Genomic DNA, 24,906 nt, shown 5'->3' with positions numbered 1-24,906 from the left:
TGTGCGAGGCGGAAGAGACCTCAGTGGTTGCGGGGGAAGCCGAGGTCCACGCCCGCGGGGGCGTCGGCGGGGTCGGGCCAGCGGGTGGTGACGACCTTGCCGCGGGTGTAGAAGTGCACGCCGTCGTTGCCGTAGATGTGGTGGTCGCCGAAGAGGGAGTCCTTCCAGCCGCCGAAGGAGTGGTAGCCCACGGGCACCGGGATCGGGACGTTGACGCCGACCATGCCGGCCTCGATCTCCAGCTGGAAACGGCGGGCGGCGCCGCCGTCGCGGGTGAAGATCGCGGTGCCGTTGCCGAAGGGCGAGGCGTTCATGAGGGCGACGCCGTCCTCGTACGTGTCTACGCGAAGGACACACAGGACCGGGCCGAAGATCTCGTCGCGGTAGGCGTCGGAGTCGGTGGAGACGTTGTCCAGGAGGGACAGGCCGATCCAGTGGCCGTCCTCGAAGCCCTCGACCGTGTGGCCGGTGCCGTCGAGCACGACGTCGGCGCCCTGCGCGGCGGCGCCGGTGACGTAGGAGGCGACCTTGTCCCGGTGGGCGGCGGTGATCAGCGGGCCCATCTCGGACGTGGGGTCCGTGCCGGGGCCGATCGTGATCTTCTCGGCGCGCTCGCGGATCTTCGCGACGAGCTCGTCCGCGACGGAACTCACCGCGACGACCGCCGAGATGGCCATGCAGCGCTCACCGGCGGAGCCGTACGCGGCCGAGACCGCGGCGTCGGCCGCGGCGTCCAGGTCTGCGTCCGGGAGCACCAGCATGTGGTTCTTCGCCCCGCCGAGTGCCTGGACGCGCTTGCCGTTGGCTGAGGCGGTGGCGTGGATGTAGCGGGCGACGGGGGTGGAGCCGACGAAGGAGACGGCGGCGACGTCGGGGTGGGCGAGGAGTCCGTCCACGGCGACCTTGTCACCGTGCAGGACGTTCAGCACGCCGTCGGGCAGCCCCGCCTCCGCTGCCAGCTCGGCCAGCAGGTTGGCGGCCGACGGGTCCTTCTCGCTGGGCTTCAGGACGAAGGTGTTACCGCAGGCGATGGCCAGCGGGAACATCCACATCGGCACCATGGCCGGGAAGTTGAACGGTGTGATGCCCGCGACGACGCCGAGCGGCTGCCGGATCGAGGAGACGTCGACCCGGCTGGAGACCTCGGTCGACAGCTCGCCCTTGAGCTGCGTGGTGATGCCGCAGGCCAGCTCCACGATCTCCAGACCGCGGGCGACCTCGCCGAGCGCGTCGGAGTGCACCTTGCCGTGTTCGGCGGTGATCAGCGCGGCGATCTCGTCCCGGTGGGCGTCGAGCAGGGCGCGGTAGCGGAAGAGGACCGCGGTGCGGGCGGAGAGCGAGGAGGTGCCCCACGTCTCGTACGCCGTCCTCGCGGCGGAGACCGCGGCGTCGACCTCCTCGGTGGAGGCGAGCGCCACCCGGGTCGTGACCGCGCCGGTCGCCGGGTCGGTGACCGGCCCGTGGTTGCCCGACGTGCCCTCGACGGTCCTGCCACCGATCCAGTGGTTGACGGTCTTCATGACGGGTGTCTCCTTCACAGGTGGCGGCGTCGGGCTGCGGTCTGCCGGTCGTACTCTTCCCTGGCCTCGACCGCCGACGGGCGGGTCGCGGTTTCGGCTACGGGAACATCCCACCACGCCTGTGCCGCAGGGGGCCCCGACACTGTGTCTGCCGTTTCGGTCTCGACGTAGACACAAGTAGGGCGGTCCGCGTCGCGTGCCTCGGCCAGGGCGCGGCGCAGCTCGCCCACCGTCCCGGCACGCAGCACCCGCATGCCGAGCGAGGCCGCGTTGGCGGCGAGGTCGACGGGCAGCGGGGGGCCGGTGAACGAGCCCTCGGCGGTGCGGTGCCGGTAGGCGGTGCCGAAGCGTTCGGCGCCGACGGACTCGGAGAGGCCGCCGATGGACGCGTAGCCGTGGTTCTGCAGGATGACGAGCTTGACGGGCAGGCCCTCCTGCACGGCGGTGACGATCTCGGTCGGGTTCATCAGGTACGTGCCGTCGCCGACGAGGGCCCAGACGGGCCGGTCCGGCGCCGCGAGCTGGACCCCGAGGGCGGCGGGGATCTCGTATCCCATGCAGGAGTAGCCGTATTCGACGTGGTACTGACGGGGGGAGCGGGCCCGCCACAGCTTGTGGAGGTCGCCGGGGAGGGAGCCGGCGGCGTTGATCAGGACGTCGTCCTCCGTGACCAGCTCGTCCAGCAGCCCGAGGACCTGGGTCTGGGTGGGGCGGGCGTCCGGGTCGGCGGTGGCGTAGGCCGCGTCGACGCGCCGCTCCCAGCGGTCCTTGGCGTCGGTGTACGCGCTCTCGTAGGCGGGGTCGACTCGGTGCCCGCGTGCTCCGAGGGCCTCGCCGAGCGCCTCGATCGCGGTGCGGGCGTCCGCGACGAGGGGGAGGGCGGCGAGCTTGTGGGCGTCGAATCCGGTGATGTTGAGGTTGAGGAAGCGGACGGCCGGGTCGGCGAAGAGGGTGCCGGAGGCGGTCGTGAAGTCGGTGTAACGGGTGCCGATTCCGATGACCAGGTCCGCCTCGCGGGCGAGCGCGTCGGCGGTGGCGGTGCCGGTGTGGCCGATGCCGCCCACGTCGGCGGGGTGGTCGTGGCGCAGGGACCCCTTGCCGGCCTGGGTGGAGGCGACGGGGATGCGGGTGGCGGCGGCGAACGCGGCGAGGGCCTCCTCGGCGGCGCTGTGGTGGACGCCGCCGCCGGCGACGATCAGGGGCCGTCGGGCCGCACGCACCGCGCGGACGGCCTGGTCGAGTTCCTGGGCGTCGGGGCCCGGCCTGCGTACGTTCCAGACGCGCGTCGCGAAGAACTCCTCCGGCCAGTCGTACGCCTCGGCCTGCACGTCCTGCGGCAGCGCGAGAGTGACGGCGCCGGTGTCCGCCGGGTCGGCGAGGGTGCGCATGGCCTGGAGGGCCGCCGGGATCAGCGCCTCGGGGCGGGTGATCCGGTCGAAGTAGCGGGACACGGGGCGCAGGCAGTCGTTGACCGACACGTCGCCCGTGTGCGGCACTTCGAGCTGCTGGAGCACCGGGTCGGCGGGCCGGGTCGCGAAGGTGTCTCCTGGCAGCAGCAGCACGGGCAGGTGGTTGACGGTCGCCAGCGCGGCTCCGGTGACGAGGTTGGTGGCACCGGGGCCGATGGAGGTGGTGACCGCGTGGGCGGAGAGCCGGTTCGACTGGCGGGCGTACCCGACGGCGGCGTGCACCATGGCCTGTTCGCTGCGGCCCTGGAGGTACGGCATCGCGGGGCCCGCCTCGACGAGCGCCTGCCCGACGCCCGCGACGTTGCCGTGGCCGAAGATGCCCCAGGTGGCGTTGATCAGACGGTGACGGCGGCCGTCGCGCTCGGTGTACTGGCGGGCGAGGAACGCGATGAGGGCCTGGGCCGTGGTGAGCCTGCGGGTGGGTGCGGCCTCGTCGGTGGTGCGGCGTGGTGTGGTCACCGGGCGGCCTCCGGACCGTGGAAGGGGAGTCGTGGGTCCGCGGGCTGCCCGGGCCATGTGTCGCGGATCCAGCGGTGGTCGGGGTGGTCACGGATGAGCCACTCGCGCTGCTCGCCCGGGCCGGCCATGACGTTCAGGTAGTACAGGGTGCGGCCGGGCGGGGCGATGGACGGGCCGTGCCAGCCGTCGGGGATGAGGACGGCGTCCCCCGTGGCGACTTCCGCGAGTACGTCCGTTCCGCCCTCGCGGGAGGGCGACACCCGGTGGTAGCCGAGGCCGTCGCCCTCGACCTCGAAGTAGTAGATCTCCTCGAGCACGGACTCGGTGCCGGGGTGGTGCTCGTCGTGCTTGTGCGGCGGGTACGAGGACCAGTTGCCGCCGGGGGTGAGCACCTCGACGGCGATGAGCCGGTCGCAGTCGAAGGTGTCGGCGGCGGCGAAGTTGTTCACCTGGCGCGAGCAGGTGCCGGCGCCGCGGATCTCGACCGGTACCTCCGGCGCGGGGCCGTAGCGAGCGGGGAGTCGTCGCTCGCACTTCGCTCCTGCCAGGGCGAAGCGGCCTCCTGCGCCGGAGGCGATCTGGGCGGTGGTGTCGCGTGGGACATAGGCGAAATCGGTCACCGCGCTGAACACGTCTTTCCTGCCCAGCAGTTCGAAGATCTCACCTGCTGCCTGCACCGTACAGCCACCGGACAACGGCAGGATGATCCATTCACTTTCCCCGGTTACGAGGGTATGAACACCTCCTGGCCCGAGCTCCAGGACGCGCAGACCCGACCGCTCCCACCCGGCCCGCTCCGGGTCGATGTCGAGGGCGTAGGGGCCGTGCGCGGCCTCACCGGCCTTGAGGTGGTACCGCTGCTGCTCGTCGCTCGTCGTCATGGCTCGATCCCTACCCGTCGTCCCGCCCGTTCACAGGAGCCCTACGGCCGTGTCGACCGCGCCCGCCACGTCGCCGTCGGCGGGGTAGAGCAGCGAACGCCCGACCACCAGCCCCCGGACGGTCGGGAGCCGCAGCGCGCCGCGCCACTTCTCGTACGTCGCGTCCGGGTCTCCCGTGACCTCACCGCCGAGCAGGACGGCGGGGAGGGTCGAGGCACGCATCACCCGGTCCATGTCGCCGGGATCGTCGGTCACGGGGACCTTGAGCCAGGTGTACGCGGACGTGCCGCCCAGGCCCGAGGCGATGGCGATGGAGGTGGTGACGGCGGCGGCCCCCAGGTCGGTGCGGATCCCCTCCGGGGTGCGCCGGCAGAGGAACGGTTCGATGAAGACGGGCAGCCGGTGGGCGGCCATGGCGGTCACGGTGCGGGCGGCGGTGTGCAGGGTGTCCAGGGAGCCGGGGTCGCCGTGGTCGATCCGCAGCAGCAGCTTGCCCGCGTCGAAGCCCTGCCGGGAGAGGTCCACCGGGCGGTGGCCGGTGAACCGGTCGTCGAGTTCGAAGGCGGCTCCCGCGAGCCCGCCGCGGTTCATGGAACCCATGACGACCTTGTCCTCCAGCGCGCCGAGGAGCAGCAGGTCCTCCAGGACGTCGGCGCCCGCGAGCACGCCGTCGACGCCGGGGCGGGAGAGGGCTGTGCAGAGGCGTTCGAGCAGGACGAAACGGTCGGCCATGGCCAGGTCGTCGTCACCGACGGCGAGGGCGCCGCGGGCCGGGTGGTCCGCGGCGATGATCATCAGACGTCCGGTGGGGCCGACGAGGGGCCGCCTGCGGCGGGCTGCGGCCGCCTCGGCGACGGCCTCGGGGCGGTGGGCTCGGAGCCGGACGAGGTCGGCGACGCCGGCCGCGGCGGGCGGGGTCACGGGGTCGGGCCCGGGGTTGCGCCGGCCACGCCGTCGACGAGGGCCTGTTCGACCTCGTGCGGGTACGGCATCGCGGACGAACACGCGAGGCGGGAGGCGACGATGGCCCCGGCCGCGTTGGCGTAGCGCATGACGCGTGCGGTGTCCCAGCCGGCGAGGAGCCCGTGGCAGAGGGCGCCGCCGAAGGCGTCCCCGGCACCCAGCCCGTTGACGACGTCGACGGGGAGGGGCGGGATCTCGGCGGTGGTCCCGTCGCGGTGGACGGCGAGGACGCCGGCCGGCCCCTGCTTGACGACGGCGAGTTCGGGACCGGCGGCGAGCAGGGCACGCGCGGCTGCGTGGGGTTCGCGCTCTCCCGTGGCGACCTCGCACTCGTCGAGGTTGCCGACGGCGACCGTGGCGTGGGCGAGCGCCTCGCGGTAGTGGGCGCGGGCGGCTCCGTCGTCGCCTTCGCCCCAGAACATGGGGCGCCAGTCGAGGTCGAAGACGGTGACGCGCGGGAGGCCGGACCGGTCCGGTGCCTGTGCGGCGCCGCGGGCCCGGAGTGCGGTGAGGGTCGCGGTGCGACTGGGTTCGGCGCACAGGCCGGTGCCGGTCATCCAGAAGACGCGGGCCGCCCGCACCGCGTCCAGGTCGAGCTCCCCGCCGTGGATCTCCAGGTCGGGCGCCTTGGGCTGCCGGTAGAAGTAGAGCGGGAAGTGGTCGGGAGGGAAGATCTCGCAGAAGGTGACCGGCGTCGGGTACTCCGCCACGGCGCTCACCCACCGGTCGTCCACCCCGAACTCCCCCAGCGCCTGGTGGAGGTAGTCGCCGAAGGCGTCCTGACCGGTCCGCGTGATCACAGCCGTGCGCCGTCCCAGCCGGGCGGCGGCCACCGCCACGTTGGACGGTGAGCCGCCGAGGAACTTCCCGAAGGTCTCCACCCGGGCCAGTGGAACGCCGGTCTGCAGCGGGTAGATGTCCACCCCGATCCGCCCCATGGTGATCACGTCGTACGGCTCAGGCATACGCATCCCTTCGACCCGGCGCTCAGGCCAGGCCCGTGGTCCCGCCGGTCGTCCCCGCCAGTCGTCCCGGCCCGTCGCCCCGGGGGTCGGCCGCGGCCCGGACCGTTCCCAGGTCTAACCCCCACCCGGAACCCTGTCAACACTTTGTCCGGACATTCGGACGAACTCTTGACACTCTCTCCGGGGCGCTGGAGGGTGGGCGATATGACCTCCTCCGTGCCCTCTCCGGCCCGCATCCGCATCGGCTCGGCACCCGATTCGTGGGGGGTGTGGTTCCCCGACGATCCGCAGCAGGTGCCCTGGGAGCGATTCCTCGACGAGGTCTCCGAGGCGGGCTACGAGTGGATCGAACTCGGCCCGTACGGCTACCTGCCGACCGATCCCGCCCGGCTCGCGGACGAGACCGCCCGCCGGAACCTGGCCGTCTCCGCGGGCACGGTCTTCACCGGATTGCACCACGGCCCGGCGGTCTGGGACCGGACCTGGGAGCATGTCGCCGGCATCGCGGCACTCACCCGGGCGATGGGTGCCGGACACCTGGTGGTCATCCCGTCGTTCTGGCGGGACGACAAGACGGGTGAGGTGCTGGAGGACCGCACGCTCACCGCCGCGCAGTGGCGTGAGCTCACCACCCAGACGGAACGCCTGGCCCGCGAGGTCCGGGATCACTACGGACTGCGCGTCGTGGTGCACCCGCACGCGGACACGCACATCGACAGCGAGGAGAACGTCAACCGCTTCCTCGACGCCACCGACCCCGACCTCGTCTCGCTCTGTCTCGACACCGGCCACTACGCCTACTGCGGCGGGGACAGCGTGAAGCTCATCAGGACGTACGGCGAGCGGATCGGCTATCTGCACCTCAAGCAGGTCGACCCCGCGGTGCTCGCCGACGTGGTGGCGAACGAGGTGCCGTTCGGTCCGGCCGTGGCGCGCGGTGTGATGTGCGAGCCACCGGGCGGCGTACCCGCGCTGGAACCCGTACTGGACGCGGCGCGCGCCCTGGGCACCGACCTGTTCGCCATCGTCGAGCAGGACATGTACCCCTGCCCGCCCGACAAGCCGCTGCCCATCGCGCGACGTACCCGCGAGTTCCTACGCATCTGCGGGCCCGCGCGGCCCTCCTCCTGAGCCCGGCCCTCTTCCGCCGCAGCGGCCACTTCCCCGTCACGCCTGCCGGCGCGCATCCAGGTCGAGCCGGACACGATCCGCTCGTACCGCGAACACGGGCCGCTGACGCCTCCCGACGAGGTCCGGCTCGGAAGGCCCTGCCGGTACGTCGGCGCCGTCCGCGCGCTCACGTCTTCCCCGATGGTTCGATGATCGTGACGCCCGCTCCGGGCGCGGTGCCCATGGCGGCGAGGGCCGCCGGTGCGGCGTCCAGCGCGATGGTGGAGGTCACCAGCAGATCCGGCCGCAGGGTGCCGACCAGGACCATGTCCATCATCGGCGGGTAGTCGTGGGCGGCCATCCCGTGGCTGCCGAGGATCTCCAGCTCGAGCGCGATCACCCGCGCCATGGGGACGACGGGGTCACCGGCCGCCGACGGCAGCAGTCCGACCTGGACGTGGCGGCCCTGCCTGCGCAGGCTCCGCACCGAGGCGGCGCAGGTCACCGGGGAGCCCAGCGCGTCGAGCGACAGAGCAGCGCCCCCGCCGGTGAGTTCGCGTACGGCCCCGTCCGCCCCGGCAGGGTGTGCGGAGGCATCCACGCAGACGGACGCGCCGAATGCCCGCGCCAGCTCCAGGGCCCGCTGCGACACGTCGACCGCGACGACCCGGGCTCCGCACGCCACCGCGATCATCACGGCCGACAGCCCGACCCCGCCGCAGCCGTGCACGGCGACCCACTCGCCCGGCGCCACCCGCCCCTGCCCGACCACGGCCCTGAACGCCGTGGCGAACCGGCATCCGAGTCCGGCCGCCGTGGCGTACGACAGCCCCTCCGGCAAGGCGACGAGATTGACGTCGGCATGCTCCAGCGCCACGTACTGGGCGAAGGAGCCCCAGTGGGTGAAGCCCGGCTGAGTCTGCCGCTCACAGACCTGCTGGGCGCCGGCGGCGCAGGCGGAGCACCGGCCGCACGCACAGACGAAGGGCACGGTGACCCGGTCACCGGGGCGCCAGTTGTGCACGCCGGGGCCCGTTTCCTCGACCACGCCGGCCAGTTCGTGCCCGGGTACGTGCGGGAGGACGATGTCGGGGTCGTGGCCCATCCAGCCGTGCCAGTCGCTTCGGCACAGCCCCGTGGCCTCCACCCGGACCACCACTCCACCGGCCGGGGGAGTGGGATCCGGCAGGTCGCGGACCCTGGCCTCCTGTCCGAACCCCTCGAACACCACTGCCCGCATCGGCCCCGCCTCCCGTGGTCCGGCTCTCACCGTCCGGCCCTTCGATCCGGCGAATCTACGCCCCGGCGGTGATCTCGTCCCGTCTCCCGGCCCGCTCCCCCGGACCGAACAGGATGCCCACACCGTGGAGTTGGAACGACGACGCACCGCGCCCCCGGCCCTTCGATGCGCGACACGCCCGATGGAGTGACGGCAGAGAGCGCATTAATACCCCCTAGGGGTATAGTGGGCCGAGGCGGACGGCGCACCGGGTCCCACGGTGCGCTCTCGTGCCCCGCCCGTCACGTCTGCATGTGTCTGCGAAGAGGAGAACGTCATGACCGCCGAGACCGACACGCCCCGGACCTCCGGCTCCTGCTGCTCGTCCACCGGTTCCTGCGACGACGGTGCGGCCGACGGCCGGGCCTCGGGCGTCACCACGGTCTACGAGGTGAAGGGCATGACCTGCGGCCACTGCGAAGGGGCGGTCTCCGAGGAGGTCTCCGGCATCGAGGGAGTCACCTCCGTGAAGGCGGATGCAGCCACCGGCCGGGTGACCATCGACTCCGCGGCCCCGCTGGCCGACGACGCCGTACGCGCCGCCGTCGACGAGGCCGGCTACGAGCTCGTGGGCCGCGCCTGAGAGCCGGCAGCGGCCCCGCGCTTCCCGTCGGGCCGGTTCCGTCCCCGGGGGGAAGCGGATACTGGAGGGGAAACGGCCCGACTGCCCGACCCAGGAGTCCGCACACATGGCCAGCACCACGGCAGCCGAGGCCCCGGCGCCGGAAACCTCCGACACCGAGCTCACCATCGGCGGAATGACCTGCGCCTCGTGCGCGGCCCGCGTCGAGAAGAAGCTCAACCGGATGGACGGCGTCACCGCCACCGTCAACTACGCGACCGAGAAGGCCCGCGTCTCCCACGGCGCCGGAACCACCCTCGAGGATTTGGTCGCGACCGTGGAGAAGACCGGATACACGGCTCGCCACGTCATCCGCCCCGCACCCGCGCCACACCCCCGGGGGCAGGGGGACACGGCCCGGTCACGCACCGGGCCCGCCGACCGGGACGGCGGAGCCGAGGACTCCCGCGACGCCACCGGGCACACGCCGGGGAACTCCGGCCACGCCACCGGACACACGGACGGCGGCCCCCACGACGCGTACGGGCGGACGGCCGATGACGGCCTCTCCGCGCTCCGGCAGCGCCTGCGGGTCTCGGCGGTCCTGGCCGCACCGGTCGTCCTGCTGGCGATGATCCCCGCCCTGCAGTTCGACAACTGGCAGTGGCTCTCCCTCACCCTCGCATCCCCCGTCGTCGTCTGGGGCGGCCTGCCCTTCCACCGCGCCGCCTGGGCCAACCTGAGGCACGGCGCGGCGACGATGGACACCCTGGTGTCGATCGGCACGCTCGCGGCCTTCGGCTGGTCGCTGTGGGCCCTGTTCCTCGGCGACGCGGGCATGCCGGAGATGCGGCACGGCTTCGACGTCACCGCGTCCGGGTCAACCCCCTCCTCGACCGTCTACCTGGAGGTCGCGGCCGGAGTCATCGGCTTCATCCTGCTCGGCCGCTACCTGGAGGCCCGGTCGAAGCGGAAGGCCGGCTCCGCCCTGCGTGCGCTGCTGCACCTCGGCGCGAAGGACGTCACGGTCCTGCGCACCGAAGCGGGAACCGCGACGGAAGCGGGAGGCGGTGGGCAGCGCTCCCTCTCGGAGGTGCGCATGCCCGTCGGCCGGCTCCTCGTCGGCGACCGCTTCGTCGTGCGGCCCGGCGAGAAGATCGCCACCGACGGCACGGTCGTCGAGGGATCTTCGGCCGTCGACGTCTCCATGCTCACCGGGGAGTCGCTCCCGGTGGACGCCGCACCCGGCGACTCCGTCACCGGCGCCACCCTCAACATGTCCGGACGGCTGGTCGTCGAGGCCACCCGTGTCGGGGCCGACACACAGCTGGCCCGGATGTCGAGGCTCGTCGAGGACGCACAGAGCGGCAAGGCCGCCGCGCAACGTCTCGCGGACCGGATCTCCGCGGTCTTCGTGCCCGTGGTGCTTCTGATCGCCCTGGTGACACTGGTCGTGCGGCTGCTCGCCACCGACGACATCACCGCCTCGTTCACCGCCGCCGTGGCCGTGCTGATCATCGCCTGCCCCTGCGCCCTGGGCCTCGCCACACCCACGGCCCTCATGGCCGGCACAGGACGCGGCGCGCAGCTCGGCATCCTCATCAAGGGCCCCGAGGTGCTGGAGACCGCCCGGAGGATCGACACGGTCGTCCTCGACAAGACCGGCACGGTCACCACCGGCCGTATGGCCCTCGGACGCGTCCACACCGCGCCCGGCACGGCCGAGGCGGACCTGCTCCGTCTCGCCGGGGCCGTCGAGCACGCCTCCGGGCACCCCGTGGCCCGCGCGGTCGCCGCCGGGGCGGCCGCCCGCACCGGCGCGGCGCCGTCCGCACCGGCGGACTTCACCGACGTCCCCGGCCTCGGGGTGCGCGGCACCGTCGAGGGACACCGCGTGCTGGCCGGACGGCCACAGCTCCTCACGGATGCGCGGATCACGCTCCCGCCCTCCCTGGTCGCCGCCCTGGCCCGGGCCGCGACCGAGGGGTGTACGACCGTCGTCGTGGCCTGGGACGGGGAGGCCAGAGGTGTGCTGGAGGTCTCGGACACGGTGAAGGAGACCAGCGCGGAGGCCGTCGCGGAGCTCCGCGCCCTGGGGCTCGAGCCGATTCTGCTGACCGGCGACAACCTGGCCGCGGCGCAGGCCGTGGCCCGCGAGGTCGGGATCGACGCGGTCCACGCGGAGGTCCTGCCGCAGGACAAGGCCGAGGTCGTACGGCGTCTTCAGGCCGAGGGCCGGGCCGTCGCGATGGTCGGCGACGGCGTCAACGACGCGGCCGCCCTCGCCGTGGCCGATCTGGGCCTGTCGATGGGGACCGGAGCCGATGCGGCGATCGAGGCGGGCGACCTCACGCTGGTTCGTGGAGATCTCAAGGTTGCCCCTGCCGCCATCCGCCTGTCGAGGCGTACTCTGTGCACCATCAGAAGCAACCTCTTCTGGGCCTTCGGCTACAACGTGGCCGCCCTGCCTCTCGCTGCGTTCGGGCTGCTCAGCCCCATGATCGCGGGTGCGGCAATGGCGTTCTCGTCGGTCTTCGTCGTCGCGAACAGCCTGAGGTTGCGCTCCTTCACATAATTTCTACAAAGAGACTTAGATCACACCGATTCGAGGGTAACCATCTGATGGGTTGGTGAGTCTAAGAGTGCGATGCAAAGGATGTCTTGGGGGACGTCCGATGGAGTGTCTTGGGGGACGCTCCTGGCACACGCAGGCCGGGGCACGTGCACCGGGGAGCTTGAGCGGCCCTCCCGTACGTACCCCGGCAGTCGCACAGCAGGACCGAACCGAATACGCACCACCTGTATGACAACGGGAGTTCAGGCTCCCTTCAGACGCCCGGCCGGATCCCGTGGGGGGAATCCGCTCCGGGATATGGGAAACGCCCTGTCCGTCGACCCGTGGGGGGATCGACGGCGGGGCGTTTCTCGCTTTCGACACGCGCCGCACGACCACGGCACACGGCCTCACGGAGGCAAGGTCGCACCGGGACAAGGCGTCCGGAACGCCGAATCGCCCCGGACACCGCGCTCTGACTGCGTGAGCGCGGTACGCGGGGCGAAGGATGCCCGGCCCGGCGGCCGGGGTGCGGCAGAGGCGCCTGAGCTTCAGCGGCCCTCGACCGGGACGAAGTCGCGCAGGACCTCGCCGGTGTAGATCTGGCGCGGGCGGCCGATGCGGGATCCCGGCTCCTTGATCATCTCGTGCCACTGCGCGATCCAGCCGGGGAGCCGGCCGAGCGCGAACAGCACGGTGAACATCTCGGTCGGGAAGCCCATGGCGCGGTAGATCAGGCCCGTGTAGAAGTCCACGTTGGGGTAGAGGTTGCGCGAGACGAAGTACTCGTCGGACAGCGCGTGCTCCTCCAGCTTGAGCGCGATGTCGAGCAGCTCGTCGGACTTGCCGAGCGAGGACAGCACGTCGTGCGCGGCAGCCTTGATGATCTTGGCGCGGGGGTCGAAGGACTTGTACACCCGGTGGCCGAAGCCCATCAGGCGGACGCCGTCCTCCTTGTTCTTCACCTTCTGGATGAAGGAGTCGACGTCGCCACCGTTGGCCTGGATGCCTTCGAGCATCTCCAGGACCGACTGGTTGGCGCCACCGTGCAGCGGGCCCCACAGGGCCGAGATGCCGGCGGAGATCGAGGCGAACATGTTCGCCTGCGAGGAACCGACCAGGCGCACGGTGGAGGTCGAACAGTTCTGCTCGTGGTCCGCGTGCAGGATGAGCAGCTTCTCCAGCGCCGAGACGACGACCGGGTCCGGCACGTACTCCTGGGCCGGCACGGAGAAGGTCATGCGCAGGAAGTTCTCGACGTAGCCGAGGTCGTTACGCGGGTAGACGAACGGGTGACCGATCGACTTCTTGTACGCGTACGCCGCGATCGTCGGAAGCTTGGCCAGCAGCCGGATCGTCGAGAGGTGGCGCTGCTCCTCGTCGAACGGGTTGTGGCTGTCCTGGTAGAAGGTGGACAGCGCGCTGACGACCGAGGACAGCATGGCCATCGGGTGGGCGTCGCGCGGGAAGCCGTCGAAGAAGCGCTTGACGTCCTCGTGCAGCAGCGTGTGCTGGGTGATCTCGTTCTTGAAGGCCGACAGCTCGTCGACCTTCGGGAGGTCACCGTTGATCAGCGTGTACGCGACCTCGAGGAACGTCGAGCTCTCGGCGAGCTGCTCGATCGGGTATCCGCGGTACCGCAGGATGCCCTGCTCGCCGTCGAGGTAGGTGATGGCGGATTTATACGCGGCTGTGTTGCCGTATCCGCTGTCCAGCGTGACCAGGCCCGTATTGGCCCGGAGCTTCCCGATATCGAAGCCCTTGTCGCCGACGGTGCTGTCGATCACCGGGTAGGTGTACTCGTCATCGCCGTACCGCAGTACTACAGCGTTGTTGGTGTGCTCGCTCACGTCATCCCTCACCGACGTAGTGCCTCTTCTTCGAGGTGCCCTGACTGTCTCCACCCTCCCCCATTTGGCGCAGGAGAGTGCACTCGGGGTCGTCCATTGGACCTACCGACGGCACTGAGTGCCGCCAACTTTCTCATCCTGCCCCCTCCCCTCCGGTTCCGGAAGGGCTCAGTGATGTTTCCCACCGTTTTGATCGATCATTTTTCCGGGAAGTCTTCGATCATCACGCCCCGCAGCCGGAAATCCAGCGCCGTGCAGCGCCTGCCAGCGGAAACGGTGCGGACGGCCTGCCCGATGGCCTTACGTGAACCGACCAGCACGACGAGCTTCTTGGCCCTGGTCACCGCGGTGTACAACAGGTTCCGCTGGAGCATCATCCAGGCGCTGGTGGTGACGGGGATGACGACCGCCGGATACTCGCTGCCCTGCGAGCGGTGGATGGTCATCGCGTAGGCATGGGCCAGTTCGTCCAGTTCGTCGAATTCGTACGAGATCTCCTCGTCCTCGTCCGTGAGGACGGTCAGCGTCTGTTCGTCCGCGTCGAGTGAGGTGACGACCCCGACCGTGCCGTTGAAGACTCCGTTCTCCCCCTTGTCATAGTTGTTCCTGATCTGAGTCACCTTGTCGCCTACCCGGAAGACCCGGCCTCCGAACCGCTTCTCGGGCAGACCCGGGCGCCCGGGGGTGATGGCCTGCTGGAGCAGTCCGTTGAGATGACCGGCACCGGCCGGGCCTCGGTGCATCGGGGCGAGGACCTGCACGTCCCGGCGGGGGTTGAGACCGAACTTGGCCGGGATGCGACGGGCCGCCACGTCCACGGCGAGCACTCCGGCGTCCTCCGTCTCGTCCTCCACGAACAGGAAGAAGTCGTCCAGCCCCTGGGTCAGCGGCGGTACCCCGGAGTTGATGCGGTGGGCGTTCGTGACGACGCCGGACTTCTGGGCCTGCCGGAAGATCGTGGTCAGCCGGACCGCGGGAACCGGGCCCCCCTCGGCGAGCAGATCGCGCAGCACCTCCCCCGCGCCGACCGAGGGCAGCTGGTCCACATCCCCGACCAGCAGCAGGTGTGCACCCGGTGCCACCGCCTTGACCAGCTTGTTGGCGAGGAGCAGATCGAGCATCGAGGCCTCGTCGACGACGACCAGATCGGCGTCCAGCGGCCGGTCACGGTCGTACGCGGCGTCCCCGCCGGGCTTGAGTTCCAGCAGCCGGTGCACGGTCGACGCCTCGGCCCCGGTCAGCTCCGAGAGCCGTTTAGCGGCCCGTCCGGTGGGGGCGGCCAGCACCACCTTCGCGTTCCGGGCACGGGCCAGCTCGACCACGGAGCGGACGGTGAACGACTTCCCGCAGCCGGGACCGCCGGTGAGGACGGCGACCTTCTTGCTGAGCGCGAGCCGGACGGCCGCCTCCTGCTCGGGGGCCAGCGTGGCGCCCGTACGCCGCGCGAGCCAGGCCAGCGCCTTGTCCCAGTCGACGTCCTGGAAGGCCGGCATCCGGTCCTCCGGCGTACGCAACAGACGCTGCACCTGGGCGGCGAGGGAGATCTCGGCGCGATGGAAGGGCACCAGGTACACGGCGGTGACGGGCTGCCCGTCCTCGGGGCCCGGCACCTTCTCCCGGACGACGCCCTCCGGGTCCTGCGCGAGCTCGGCCAGGCAGTCGATGACGAGCCCGGTGTCGACCTGGAGCAGCTTCACCCCGTCGGCGATCAGCCGCTCCTCGGGCAGGAAGCAGTGCCCCTGGTCGGTGGACTGCGACAGGGCGTACTGGAGCCCGGCCTTGACCCGCTCAGGACTGTCGTGCGGGATTCCGACGGCCTGGGCGATCCGGTCTGCGGTGAGGAACCCGATGCCCCAGACGTCGGCCGCCAGCCGGTACGGCTGGTTCTTCACGACGGAGATCGAGGCGTCCTCGTACTTCTTGTAGATGCGGACGGCGATGGAGGTGGAGACGCCGACGGTCTGCAGGAAGACCATCACCTCCTTGATCGCCTTCTGTTCCTCCCAGGCCGCGGCGATCATCTTCGTCCGCTTCGGGCCGAGCCCGGGCACCTCGACGAGCCTCTTGGGCTGCTGCTCGATGATGTCCAGGGTGTCGACGCCGAAGTGAGTGGTGATGCGGTCGGCCATCACGGGGCCGATGCCCTTGATCAGGCCGGAGCCGAGGTAGCGGCGGATGCCCTGGATCGTGGCCGGGAGGATCGTCGTGTAGTTCTCGACGGTGAACTGCCTCCCGAACTGCGGGTGGGAGCCCCAACGGCCTTCCATGCGCAGTGACTCGCCGGGCTGCGCACCGAGCAGCGAGCCGACGACGGTGAGCAGATCACCCGCACCACGGCCGGTGTCGACGCGGGCGACGGTGTACCCGTTCTCCTCGTTGGCGTAGGTGATGCGCTCCAGGACGCCTTCGAGCACGGCCGTGTTGGACATGGGTCGACGGTACCGGGCAGGGCTGACATCGCGGGACCGCGCCCGCAAGGACCTACTGGTACCATGCGTGGTACCAGTAGGTCGCGCAGGAAGAGATCTGTCATGTCGATAACGGCCAGCGAAGCCAGAAAGCACCTCTTCCCTCTGATCGAAAAAGTCAACGAGGATCACGCTCCCGTACACATCACCTCTCGCAAGGGGAATGCTGTCCTCATGTCCGAGGAGGACTTCGCATCCTGGCAGGAGACCATCTACCTGATGCGCTCGCCGGCCAACGCACGTCGGCTCTTGGAGTCCATCGCAGAGGTCGAGGCCGGCAAGACGGAGTACCGCGAACTCGTGGATCTCCCGGACGCCGAGGACGACGAGTGAAACTCGCGTTCACCTCGGGCGGCTGGTCCGATTACACCTTCTGGTCCAACGGCGACCGGCGAATGACTCGGCGCATCAACAAGCTGATCAGCGACACGTTGCGAGACCCGTTCGACGGCATCGGCAAGCCGGAACCTCTCAGAGGTGACCTCAGGGGTTACTGGTCACGGCGCATCGACGACGAGCACCGCCTGGTCTACAAGGCGACGGAGTCCGAGCTGATCGTCGTGCAAGCCCGCTACCACTACAGCTGATCTCTCAGGCGTCGAGCACGTGGGCCACGGCAAGGGCGATGCGGTCGATCCAGTCGATGGCGTCCGTGAGTCGTGCTCCGTGAGGGGCGCCGCTGCTTCCGGTCCCCGTCCAGCAGATCGTCATGGGTGATCTTGTTGCGCCGGTCCGTGATGGTGACGTACGGTCTCTGCCGCCCCTGCCGGGCACCCTCCCCAGACACCGCACCCGCCTCGTCCGCCGAATTGCCAGCCGAACGGGACGTACACGCGCTCGTCGGCAGCCTCCGTAACCTGATGAAGGCCCCCTGACCGAGGGCACGGGCCTCCCAGCTGCATTCAGGCTTGCGAGAGGAATGCCTCGCGCAGAGCCGGGTCCCGCAGCAGGTCGAGGGTCTCTTCCTCGCCATCGAAGAGCAGGGCGGCTGCCGGGTGGTCCGGCTGGTAGAACATCCCGACCAGCACGTCGGGTAGAGGCCGGTTCCACGCGACCCGCACGACTTCGGCCGCCTTGTCGTGCTGTCCCCGGTCCGTGGCGATGCGCCAGAGCTCGACGGACTGCTTGGCTGTTCCGTAGGCCGTCCTCACAGGACTGTGCGCCCAGCAGCGAGCCGAGGGCAAGGCGTGGGACTGTCAGTGCCGGCGTCTACCTTCGGCGCATGACACAGATGGACACCGCTGCGTTCGATCACGAGTGGGCTCGCTTCGAGTCATGGCTTTCGGCGCATTCACCCGCCGATCGAGCGGCCTTGAGAGGGCCGGCGGCCCCCGAGGCGATAGCCGGGCTGGAATCGCGGCTGGGCTTCGCCCTGCACCCGGAGCTGAGGAGACTTCTGGAGCTTCACGACGGCGCGGCACCGCCTGTTGCCGAGCCGGGTTCGTCCCCCCTGCCCGCCGGATCGTTTCTGCCGTTGGGGCACCGCCTGAGCGGTGTGGAGGACATGGTGATGATGCACGAGATCCTCGTGGGCGTCGGCGAGAGCAACATCGAAGCCGATCTGTGGGAGGACGAGGAACTGGCTGTGAATCTGCACCTGTGCGTGCCGATCGCCCTGCCCAACGACGGGGGCGTCGCCTTCGTCGATCACCGCCGGGGACCTTCGTACGGGCACGTGTACGAGATGGGCATCGGGTCGGGAGACCTCGACGGCACGCTCTGGGCCACCGGTCCGGCAGAGCTCTTCCGGTCCCTGGCCGACTCCCTGGAGACGGGTTCCCCCTTCCTGTACTACCGGCCGTCGACCTACGAACACGAGTCGGGCCACCACTGCGTCGAGTGGGAGATCGAAGCCTGACCACCGGCGCCCCGGCACCCCGGCGACCGGGAGACCGCTCCTCCCCTCAGGCCCTTCGCCTGCGGAGTGGTCGAGAAACACCGCCCCACCGCCACGATGGGTTCACCACTGCCTGACGCGGACTTCCTCTGTGGGAGGTGGGCGATGTGTCCGGGTGTTCAGCACGCGAAACGACAGCGGTGCGAGCGACGGCGCGCTCCTGGCGGTCACTCCGGCCCGGCCCGCGTCCTTCGGGGCCGGACGCGGCGGAGCCCCCTGGTGCCAGCGAATTCCAGGCGGCTCCGCCTCGTGGGCCGAAGCCCGGTGGGTCACACCGTGAGCTTCACGGCCTCGAACCAGCCCTTGTTGTCGGTGGTACCGACGAACATGTACTCGGGTCGGCTGTTCTTGCAGTACTGCCTGCCCCAGCCGCCGTTGCCCATTTTGGCCGTGTGGCAGACGCCGCCCTTACCGACGTTCATGGCGAAGCCCGTCATGTACGGGGCGCCCTGCTTCGAACTGCCTATGTAGTTGTTCTTGCCGTCTGCGGCGAGAGCCGTCCAGCTCGGGGCCCACTTGGCGTTGCCGCTCGTCGAACCCCCGTCGTGCAGTGGGGCGTTGGCGGAGGACCCGCCGACGTTCCACACCGCGATGTTGCGGGCCCGCCCCACCGGCCCGGCAGTCGGACGGAGTTGGCGGAGCGGCCCCTCGTCCCCGGCGGGTGGGGGCGGATTCCCCGCCGCCTCAGTCGATGACCGCCGTGGCCTCGATCTCGACCAGGTGCTCGGGGACGTCCAGCGCGGCGACGCCGAGCAGCGTTGCCGGCGGTGCCGTGGTCGTCCCCAGCCGGGCGGACGCCCGGGAGATCCCCTCCAGGAGGAGGGGCATCTTGTCGGGCGTCCAGTCGACGACGTGGACGTTCAGTTTCGCGACGTCGTCGAAGGAGGCGCCGACGCCCGCCAGCGCGGTGGCGACGTTGACGTAGCACTGCTCGACCTGGGCCGACAGGTCGCCCTCGCCGACCGTGACGCCGTCGGCGCCCCAGGCGACCTGTCCGGCCACGAAGACCAGCTTCGATCCGGTCGCGACGGACACCTGCCGGTAGACGTCGATCTCCGGCAGTCCCGTGGGGTTGGTCAGAGTGATGGCCATGCTGTCCGCCTCCTTGCCGCGCAGCCCGGACGGGTCGACGCGTGCTCTCTTGTGGTTACTCAGGAACCGTAGGAGAGTGAGCGCTGACGTGGAAGAACGCACTTTTCAGTGACAGGGGAACCAGAAGGTGACCAAGCAGTTCAGCGGTTCGCCCGAGGAGCAGGCCGACCTGAGGCGCGCGGATTCGCTGGCGCGGGAGATCTTCTCCGACGTCGCCAACAAGTGGGCGCTCCTGATCATCGAGGCTCTCGGTGACCGCACCCTGCGCTTCAGTGAGCTGCGGAGCGCCGTCGAGGGGATCAGCCACAAGATGCTCACCCAGAACCTGCGCATGCTGGAGCGCAACGGCCTCGTCGGGCGGACCGTGTATCCGACGGTCCCGCCGAAGGTCGAGTACACGCTCACCGAGCCGGGTCAGGGGCTGCGGAGGACGGTTGACGTGATGTGCGAGTGGACCCACCGGAACATCGGCCACATCGAGGCGGCCCGGAGCGGTTTCGACGGCGGCTGAGGACACGGACGGGGGCGCGCGGATTCCCGCGGCGGCCTCGGGACCCCGGTCACCCTCCGCTCAGGGAAACGTCAGCCCCAGGTGCTGGTGGAGCGCTTCCCTCTGCTCGGGGGTGGCGAGAACCATGATGCTGTCGTATCCGACGCCCGGCTCCCGTGCGAAGCCGGCATTGCGCCATGAGCGAGGGTCGTCGCCGTGGGCGGTCTCGGCGATGGCCCGGCAGGCCGCATCGTGGTCGTAGTAGTCCGCCGCGAAGTGCTCGGCCGGGATGGACACGACCCTGCCGTCCCTCTCGAACTCGACGGCATCGAGGCGGCCGCCCTCGAACCCGCCCTCCCCCTCGACGATCCGGACGTCGGTGATGGCCACCTCGCCACCGGCGGCCTCGACGGCGTCCGCCAGCAGGCCCCTGTAGCCCTCGTGGATGGAGTCGATGTCGTCGGCGTGGACCGAGACCGCCACGCCGAAGCTCTCCAGGGCATGAGCAGCCGCGTACTGGTCCAGCTCGGCGTCCGCGTAGGTGGCGGCGTCATCGAGAACGCCGCGCATCTTCTCCTCGGACACCATTCCGGTCTCGTGGAGGAGCGCGCCCATGCGCCGGTAGGTGGTCGGGAGATCTCTGGTCATTCCGGAGATCCTTCCAGACCGACGACCGGGCCGCTCCGGGGCGTCGTGCACCTGGGCCCTCGACGGGGACGGCGCGGGACACCGGCGCGGCGGTCAGCCTCGGGCGGTCCAGCGGGAGCACGGCCCGGGAAGCGGAATGGGGCCCGGCCATAAGGCCGGACCCCCCTCGCTTTCCCCCTCCGTCGGGCTTCCCGAATCCCCCCGGACCCCTCCCCGGAAGTCCCGACGCAAAGTACGACCGGGCAAGGCGCACAAAGGTTGCACGCCTTGACGATCTCTTTACCTTTGTGCCGTCGACCGGCTCTCAGCAGGCATGTTCCAGGTACCGGGCAGCCACTTCACCGATCACTTCGGCGCCGTCACGCGCCCAGAGCTCCTCGTTGAAGATCTCGACCTCGATCGGTCCGTCGAAGCCGGTCGCCTCGACCTGACGGCGCATCGCACGGAAGTCCACGCAGCCGTCACCGAGTTGGCCCCGCCCCACCAGAACGCCCGCCGGGAGCGGGGTGATCCAGTCGGCCAGCTGGAAGGAGTGGATCCGCCCGCCCGCGCCCGCCCGGGCGATCTGCGCGGGCACCTGGTCGTCCCACCAGAGGTGGTACGCGTCGACGACCACCCCGACCTGCTCGGCAGGGAAGCGCTCCGCGAGGTCCAGGGCCTGGGAGAGGGTGGAGACGACGCAGCGGTCCGAGGCGAACATCGGGTGCAGCGGCTCGATCGCGAGCCGGACGCCCCGTTCCTGTGCGTACGGGGCGAGCTCGGCCAGCGCGTCGGCGATCCGCTCACGTGCCGCGTGCAGGTCCTTCTCCCCCGCGGGCAGACCGCCGGAGACCAGGACCAGGGTGTCGGTGTTCACGCCCGCGGCCTCGTCGACCGCCGCACGGTTGTCGTCCAGGGCGCGGGCGCGCCCGGCGGCGTCGGCCGCGGTGAGGAAGCCACCGCGGCAGAGGCTGGTGACGGTCAGGCCCGCGTCCTTCATCAGCTGCCCGGCGCGCTCGACGCCGTACTCCTGCACCGGGGCGCGCCACAGGCCGACCCGGCCGATGCCCGCCTTGGCGCAGCCCTCGACGAGTTCCGGCAGGGAGAGCTGCCGGACCGTCTCCTGGTTGATGGACAGACGGGACAGTTCGGTGCTCATCGGCTTCCTCCGTGGACGGTCAGCAGCGCCCGCATGCGCGCCTCGGCCAGCTCGGGGTCCGGGAACAGGCCCAGCCGGTCGGCCAGTTCGTACGCCTTCGCCAGATGCGGCAGCGACCGGGCGGACTGCAGGCCGCCGACCATCGTGAAGTGGTCCTGGTGGCCCGCCAGCCAGGCGAGGAACACCACGCCCGTCTTGTAGAAGCGGGTCGGGGCCTTGAACAGATGGCGGGACAGCTCGACGGTGGGGTCCAGGAGTGCGCGGAACCCCGCGACATCGCCGGTGTCCAGGACCCTGACCGCGTGCGCGGCCAGCGGGCCGAGCGGGTCGAAGATGCCGAGCAGGGCGTGGCTGAAGCCCCGGTCGTCGCCGGCGATCAGCTCGGGGTAGTTGAAGTCGTCGCCGGTGTAGCAGCGCACCCCGCTCGGGAGACGGCGCCGTACGTCGATCTCGCGAGCGGCGTCCAGGAGCGAGATCTTGATGCCGTCGACCTTGTCCGGGTGTTCGGCGATGACCTTCAGGAAGGTGTCCGTGGCGGCGTCGAGGTCCGCGCTGCCCCAGTAGCCCTCCAGCGCCGGGTCGAACATCGGGCCGAGCCAGTGCAGGACGACCGGCTCGGTGGCCTGGCGCAGGAGGTGGGCGTACAGCTCCAGGTAGTCCTCGGGACCGTTCGCCGCGGCTGCCAGGGCGCGGGAGGCCATGAGGATGGCCTGGGCGCCGCTCCCCTCGACCAGCGCGAGCTGCTCCTCGTACGCGGCACGCACCTCGGACAGGGTGGCGGGGCCGGTGAGCTGGTCGGTGCCGACGCCGCAGGCGATCGCGCCGCCCACGGACTTCGCCTCGGCGGCGGAGCGGCGGATCAGCTCCGCCGCGCCGGCCCAGTCCAGGCCCATGCCGCGCTGCGCGGTGTCCATGGCCTCGGCGACGCCCAGGCCGTGCGACCAGAGGTGGCGGCGGAAGGCGAGGGTGGCGTCCCAGTCGACGGCGGCGGGGTCGTCGGGGCTGACGTCGGCGTACGGATCGGCGACGACGTGGGCGGCGGAGAAGACCGTACGGGAGGCGAGAGGCGCCCCGGACGGTGCCAGGTCGAGCGGGGTGGCGCGGGGTTCGTACGGGCCCTGCGGGAGCTGGATGGTCACAGGCTCAGCTCCGGGACGTCGAAGCGGCGGCCCTCGGCCGAGGACTTGAGGCCGAGCTCGGCGAGCTGGACGCCGCGGGCGCCGGCCATCAGGTCCCAGGTGTAGGGCTCGTCGAGGACGATGTGGCGCAGGAAGAGCTCCCACTGGGCCTTGAAGCCGTTGTCGAACTCGGCGTTGTCGGGGACTTCCTGCCACTGGTCGCGGAACGGCTCGGTGACCGGGAGGTCGGGGTTCCAGACCGGCTTGGGGGTGGCCGAACGGTGCTGCACACGGCAGTTGCGCAGGCCGGCGACGGCGGATCCGTGGGTTCCGTCGACCTGGAACTCGACGAGCTCGTCGCGGTTGACGCGGACGGCCCAGGAGGAGTTGATCTGGGCGACGGCGCCGCCCGCCAGCTGGAAGATGCCGTACGCGGCGTCGTCGGCGGTGGCGGCGTAGGGCTTGCCGTGCTCGTCCCAGCGCTGCGGGATGTGCGTCTGGACGTGCGCGGAGACGCTGGTGACCTGACCGAAGAGCTCGTGCAGGACGTACTCCCAGTGCGGGAACATGTCGACGACGATGCCGCCGCCGTCCTCCGCACGGTAGTTCCAGGAGGGGCGCTGGGCGTCCTGCCAGTCGCCCTCGAAGACCCAGTAGCCGAACTCGCCGCGTACGGAGAGGATCTCGCCGAAGAAGCCGCCGTCGATGAGGCGCTTCAGCTTCAGCAGGCCCGGGAGGAAGATCTTGTCCTGGACCACGCCGTGCTTGATGCCGGCGTCCCGGGCGAGGCGGGCGAGTTCGAGCGCGCCCTCGACGTCGGTGGCGGTGGGCTTCTCGGTGTAGACGTGCTTGCCCGCGGCGATCGCCTTCTTGATCGCGTCGACGCGGGCGGAGGTGACCTGTGCGTCGAAGTAGATGTCGATCGACTCGTCGGCGAGCACCGCGTCCAGGTCGGTCGACCACTCGGTCAGGCCGTGCCGTTCGGCGAGTGCCTCCAGCGCGTGGGCGCGGCGGCCGACGAGGACGGGTTCCGGCCACAGCATGTCGCCGTCACCGAGGTCGAGACCGCCCTGCTCGCGGATCGCGAGGATCGAGCGCACCAGGTGCTGCCGGTATCCCATGCGTCCCGTGACGCCGTTCATGGCGATGCGCACTGTCCTGCGTGTCACGAAAGTTCCCTCCATACAGCCGTAGCAAGCGCTTTCTATGCAGTATGACGCTAGCCTGCCGACAGCGGCCCGGACAAGGGGGGCGCTCCACAACTCCTCGGAGGAGAGCGATGACAGTCACCCTGGCGGACGTCGCGGCCCGCGCCCGGGTGTCCCCGGCCACCGTGTCCCGTGTCCTGAACGGCAACTACCCGGTGGCCTCCTCCACCCGGGAGCGGGTCCTGCGCGCGGTGGACGAACTGGACTATGTGCTGAACGGCCCGGCCAGCTCGCTCGCCGCCGCCACGTCCGACCTGGTGGGGATCCTGGTCAACGACATCGCCGACCCGTTCTTCGGGATCATGGCCGGCGCCGCGCAGAGCGAGATCGGCGGCCCGGGCGACGGCTCCGGCCGCGCGGGCGGCGAGAAGCTCGCCGTCGTCTGCAACACCGGCGGCTCCCCCGAGCGGGAGCTCACCTATCTCACCCTGCTCCAGCGCCAGCGTGCCGCGGCGGTCGTGCTGACCGGCGGCGCACTGGAGGACCCGGCCCACCAGGCCGCGATGGCCGCGAAGCTGGCCAAGCTCGCGGACGCCGGTACCCGCATCGTCCTCTGCGGACGCCCCCCGCTGCCGGACACCGACGCGGTCACCGCCGCGCTGGCCTTCGACAACCGGGGCGGCGCCCGGCGGCTCACCGAGCACCTGATCGCCCTGGGGCACCGCCGGATCGGTTACGTCGCCGGGCCCCTGGAACGCACCACGACCCGGCACCGGCTGGAGGGCCACCGCGAGGCGATGAAGGCGGCGGGGCTGTACGGCGACGAGGAGAGCGTCACCGTGCACGGCCCGTACGACCGGAGCTCCGGTTACGACGCCACGCTCGAACTCCTGCGCCGCGAGCCCGAGGTGACGGCCGTCGTCGCAGCCAACGACACCGTGGCACTGGGTGCCTGCGCCGCGGTCCGGGACCGCGGGCTCCGCATCCCCGAGGACGTGTCGGTGGCCGGCTTCGACGACCTGCCGTTCTCGGTGGACGCCGTACCCGCCCTGACGACCGTTCGGCTGCCGCTCTTCGAGGCGGGGGCCAGGGCCGGCCGGCTGGCGATGGGCAAGGAGACACCACCGCCGGGGGGCGTCTCGACGATCGAGGCCGAACTGATGGTGCGTGGCTCCACGGCGGCGCCCACGCGCTGAAGTGGCTCCCCCCACCGCTTCGGCGCCGGGGGCACAAAGATGGGGGCCGCTCCCCCATGTGCCCGGCCAGGCCGCCCTCCAGGATGGGTGCGGGAGAAC

The 24,906-nt window shown here is 70.9% G+C and carries 23 protein-coding genes; 8 read left to right on the top strand and 15 right to left on the bottom strand.

The features are described 5' to 3' along the window. Positions 1 to 20: 20 nt before the first annotated feature. The 5 genes from JOC24_RS12330 to iolC are packed head-to-tail and all read right to left on the bottom strand — an operon-like array spanning position 21 to position 6,257. Positions 21 to 1,520: a CoA-acylating methylmalonate-semialdehyde dehydrogenase gene (locus JOC24_RS12330; RefSeq protein WP_205020264.1), complete on the bottom strand. Its 1,500-nt coding sequence runs from the start codon at positions 1,518 to 1,520 to the stop codon at positions 21 to 23. Between the two features lie 14 nt (positions 1,521 to 1,534). After that, positions 1,535 to 3,448 (bottom strand): 3D-(3,5/4)-trihydroxycyclohexane-1,2-dione acylhydrolase (decyclizing), encoded by a 1,914-nt coding sequence (iolD, locus tag JOC24_RS12325; protein ID WP_205020263.1) that lies wholly within the window; start codon positions 3,446 to 3,448, stop codon positions 1,535 to 1,537. Continuing rightward, positions 3,445 to 4,329: a 5-deoxy-glucuronate isomerase gene (iolB, locus tag JOC24_RS12320; RefSeq protein WP_205020262.1), complete on the bottom strand. Its 885-nt coding sequence runs from the start codon at positions 4,327 to 4,329 to the stop codon at positions 3,445 to 3,447. Before iolB ends, iolD begins: the two co-directional genes overlap by 4 nt. 30 nt (positions 4,330 to 4,359) lie before the next feature. Next, positions 4,360 to 5,250: a Cgl0159 family (beta/alpha)8-fold protein gene (locus JOC24_RS12315; protein ID WP_205020261.1), complete on the bottom strand. Its 891-nt coding sequence runs from the start codon at positions 5,248 to 5,250 to the stop codon at positions 4,360 to 4,362. Then, positions 5,247 to 6,257, bottom strand: a complete 1,011-nt coding sequence (gene iolC, locus JOC24_RS12310) for a 5-dehydro-2-deoxygluconokinase (protein ID WP_205020260.1) — start codon at positions 6,255 to 6,257, stop codon at positions 5,247 to 5,249. The genes JOC24_RS12315 and iolC overlap by 4 nt, the downstream gene beginning before the upstream one ends. Positions 6,258 to 6,461: 204 nt before the next feature. Between iolC and JOC24_RS12305 the strand changes: the two genes are divergently transcribed. After that, positions 6,462 to 7,388, top strand: a complete 927-nt coding sequence (locus tag JOC24_RS12305; RefSeq protein WP_205020259.1) for a sugar phosphate isomerase/epimerase family protein — start codon at positions 6,462 to 6,464, stop codon at positions 7,386 to 7,388. Positions 7,389 to 7,554: 166 nt separating this feature from the next. On the opposite strand, the gene JOC24_RS12300 is transcribed toward JOC24_RS12305, so the two are convergent. Continuing rightward, positions 7,555 to 8,607 (bottom strand): zinc-dependent alcohol dehydrogenase family protein, encoded by a 1,053-nt coding sequence (locus tag JOC24_RS12300; protein WP_205020258.1) that lies wholly within the window; start codon positions 8,605 to 8,607, stop codon positions 7,555 to 7,557. Between the two features lie 316 nt (positions 8,608 to 8,923). Between JOC24_RS12300 and JOC24_RS12295 the strand changes: the two genes are divergently transcribed. Both JOC24_RS12295 and JOC24_RS12290 read left to right on the top strand, forming a co-directional pair. Further along, positions 8,924 to 9,229, top strand: coding sequence for a heavy-metal-associated domain-containing protein (locus JOC24_RS12295; RefSeq protein ID WP_205020257.1), 306 nt, complete (start codon positions 8,924 to 8,926; stop codon positions 9,227 to 9,229). A 106-nt stretch (positions 9,230 to 9,335) separates the two neighbouring features. Beyond that, positions 9,336 to 11,783, top strand: a complete 2,448-nt coding sequence (locus tag JOC24_RS12290) for a heavy metal translocating P-type ATPase (RefSeq protein ID WP_205020256.1) — start codon at positions 9,336 to 9,338, stop codon at positions 11,781 to 11,783. 530 nt (positions 11,784 to 12,313) lie between these two features. Here the strand turns inward: JOC24_RS12290 and JOC24_RS12285 are convergent. Together JOC24_RS12285 and JOC24_RS12280 are read right to left on the bottom strand one after the other, a co-directional pair. Then, complete coding sequence (locus JOC24_RS12285) at positions 12,314 to 13,612, bottom strand: citrate synthase (protein ID WP_073746777.1); 1,299 nt, start codon at positions 13,610 to 13,612, stop codon at positions 12,314 to 12,316. 197 nt (positions 13,613 to 13,809) lie between these two features. Continuing rightward, positions 13,810 to 16,041 carry an SF1B family DNA helicase RecD2 gene (locus JOC24_RS12280; RefSeq protein ID WP_205020255.1) on the bottom strand — a complete coding sequence of 744 codons (2,232 nt, stop codon included), beginning with the start codon at positions 16,039 to 16,041 and terminating at the stop codon, positions 13,810 to 13,812. A 102-nt stretch (positions 16,042 to 16,143) separates the two neighbouring features. Between JOC24_RS12280 and JOC24_RS12275 the strand changes: the two genes are divergently transcribed. Together JOC24_RS12275 and JOC24_RS12270 are read left to right on the top strand one after the other, a co-directional pair. Beyond that, positions 16,144 to 16,413, top strand: a complete 270-nt coding sequence (locus JOC24_RS12275) for a type II toxin-antitoxin system Phd/YefM family antitoxin (protein ID WP_205020254.1) — start codon at positions 16,144 to 16,146, stop codon at positions 16,411 to 16,413. Further along, positions 16,410 to 16,667: a Txe/YoeB family addiction module toxin gene (locus tag JOC24_RS12270; protein ID WP_205020253.1), complete on the top strand. Its 258-nt coding sequence runs from the start codon at positions 16,410 to 16,412 to the stop codon at positions 16,665 to 16,667. Before JOC24_RS12275 ends, JOC24_RS12270 begins: the two co-directional genes overlap by 4 nt. Positions 16,668 to 16,982: 315 nt before the next feature. On the opposite strand, the gene JOC24_RS12265 is transcribed toward JOC24_RS12270, so the two are convergent. Further along, positions 16,983 to 17,231 (bottom strand): hypothetical protein, encoded by a 249-nt coding sequence (locus JOC24_RS12265; RefSeq protein ID WP_205020252.1) that lies wholly within the window; start codon positions 17,229 to 17,231, stop codon positions 16,983 to 16,985. Between the two features lie 71 nt (positions 17,232 to 17,302). Here JOC24_RS12265 and JOC24_RS12260 point away from each other — a divergent pair, with 71 nt between their 5' ends. Continuing rightward, on the top strand, positions 17,303 to 17,938 hold the full coding sequence (locus JOC24_RS12260) for an SMI1/KNR4 family protein (protein ID WP_205020251.1): 636 nt from the start codon (positions 17,303 to 17,305) through the stop codon (positions 17,936 to 17,938). 308 nt (positions 17,939 to 18,246) lie between these two features. Here JOC24_RS12260 and JOC24_RS12255 read toward each other — a convergent pair whose 3' ends face one another. Both JOC24_RS12255 and JOC24_RS12250 read right to left on the bottom strand, forming a co-directional pair. Further along, the gene (locus tag JOC24_RS12255) at positions 18,247 to 18,588 is read right to left on the bottom strand and encodes a hypothetical protein (protein WP_239580315.1); all 342 of its coding nucleotides are present in this window, start codon (positions 18,586 to 18,588) and stop codon (positions 18,247 to 18,249) included. A gap of 73 nt (positions 18,589 to 18,661) precedes the next feature. After that, positions 18,662 to 19,069, bottom strand: coding sequence for a RidA family protein (locus tag JOC24_RS12250; protein WP_205020250.1), 408 nt, complete (start codon positions 19,067 to 19,069; stop codon positions 18,662 to 18,664). A 127-nt stretch (positions 19,070 to 19,196) separates the two neighbouring features. Between JOC24_RS12250 and JOC24_RS12245 the strand changes: the two genes are divergently transcribed. Then, positions 19,197 to 19,580, top strand: coding sequence for a winged helix-turn-helix transcriptional regulator (locus tag JOC24_RS12245; RefSeq protein ID WP_205020249.1), 384 nt, complete (start codon positions 19,197 to 19,199; stop codon positions 19,578 to 19,580). A gap of 60 nt (positions 19,581 to 19,640) precedes the next feature. Here JOC24_RS12245 and JOC24_RS12240 read toward each other — a convergent pair whose 3' ends face one another. From JOC24_RS12240 to JOC24_RS12225, 4 genes are all read right to left on the bottom strand, one after another. Then, a complete protein-coding gene (locus tag JOC24_RS12240; protein ID WP_205020248.1) occupies positions 19,641 to 20,207 on the bottom strand; it encodes a hypothetical protein in 567 nt (188 codons plus the stop codon). A 304-nt stretch (positions 20,208 to 20,511) separates the two neighbouring features. After that, entirely contained in the window at positions 20,512 to 21,345 is an 834-nt protein-coding gene (locus tag JOC24_RS12235; protein WP_205020247.1) for a sugar phosphate isomerase/epimerase family protein, read from the bottom strand. Next, positions 21,342 to 22,484, bottom strand: a complete 1,143-nt coding sequence (locus tag JOC24_RS12230; protein WP_205020246.1) for a dihydrodipicolinate synthase family protein — start codon at positions 22,482 to 22,484, stop codon at positions 21,342 to 21,344. The genes JOC24_RS12235 and JOC24_RS12230 overlap by 4 nt, the downstream gene beginning before the upstream one ends. Beyond that, positions 22,481 to 23,632, bottom strand: coding sequence for a Gfo/Idh/MocA family protein (locus JOC24_RS12225; protein WP_205020245.1), 1,152 nt, complete (start codon positions 23,630 to 23,632; stop codon positions 22,481 to 22,483). Before JOC24_RS12225 ends, JOC24_RS12230 begins: the two co-directional genes overlap by 4 nt. A gap of 110 nt (positions 23,633 to 23,742) precedes the next feature. On the opposite strand from JOC24_RS12225, the gene JOC24_RS12220 reads away from it, so the two are divergent. Beyond that, on the top strand, positions 23,743 to 24,807 hold the full coding sequence (locus tag JOC24_RS12220; RefSeq protein WP_205020244.1) for a LacI family DNA-binding transcriptional regulator: 1,065 nt from the start codon (positions 23,743 to 23,745) through the stop codon (positions 24,805 to 24,807). Positions 24,808 to 24,906: the final 99 nt, after the last annotated feature.

This window comes from Streptomyces sp. HB132, from assembly GCF_016909575.1.
Classification (GTDB): Bacteria; Actinomycetota; Actinomycetes; order Streptomycetales; family Streptomycetaceae; genus Streptomyces.
This window is presented reverse-complemented; position numbering and strand designations above follow the sequence as displayed.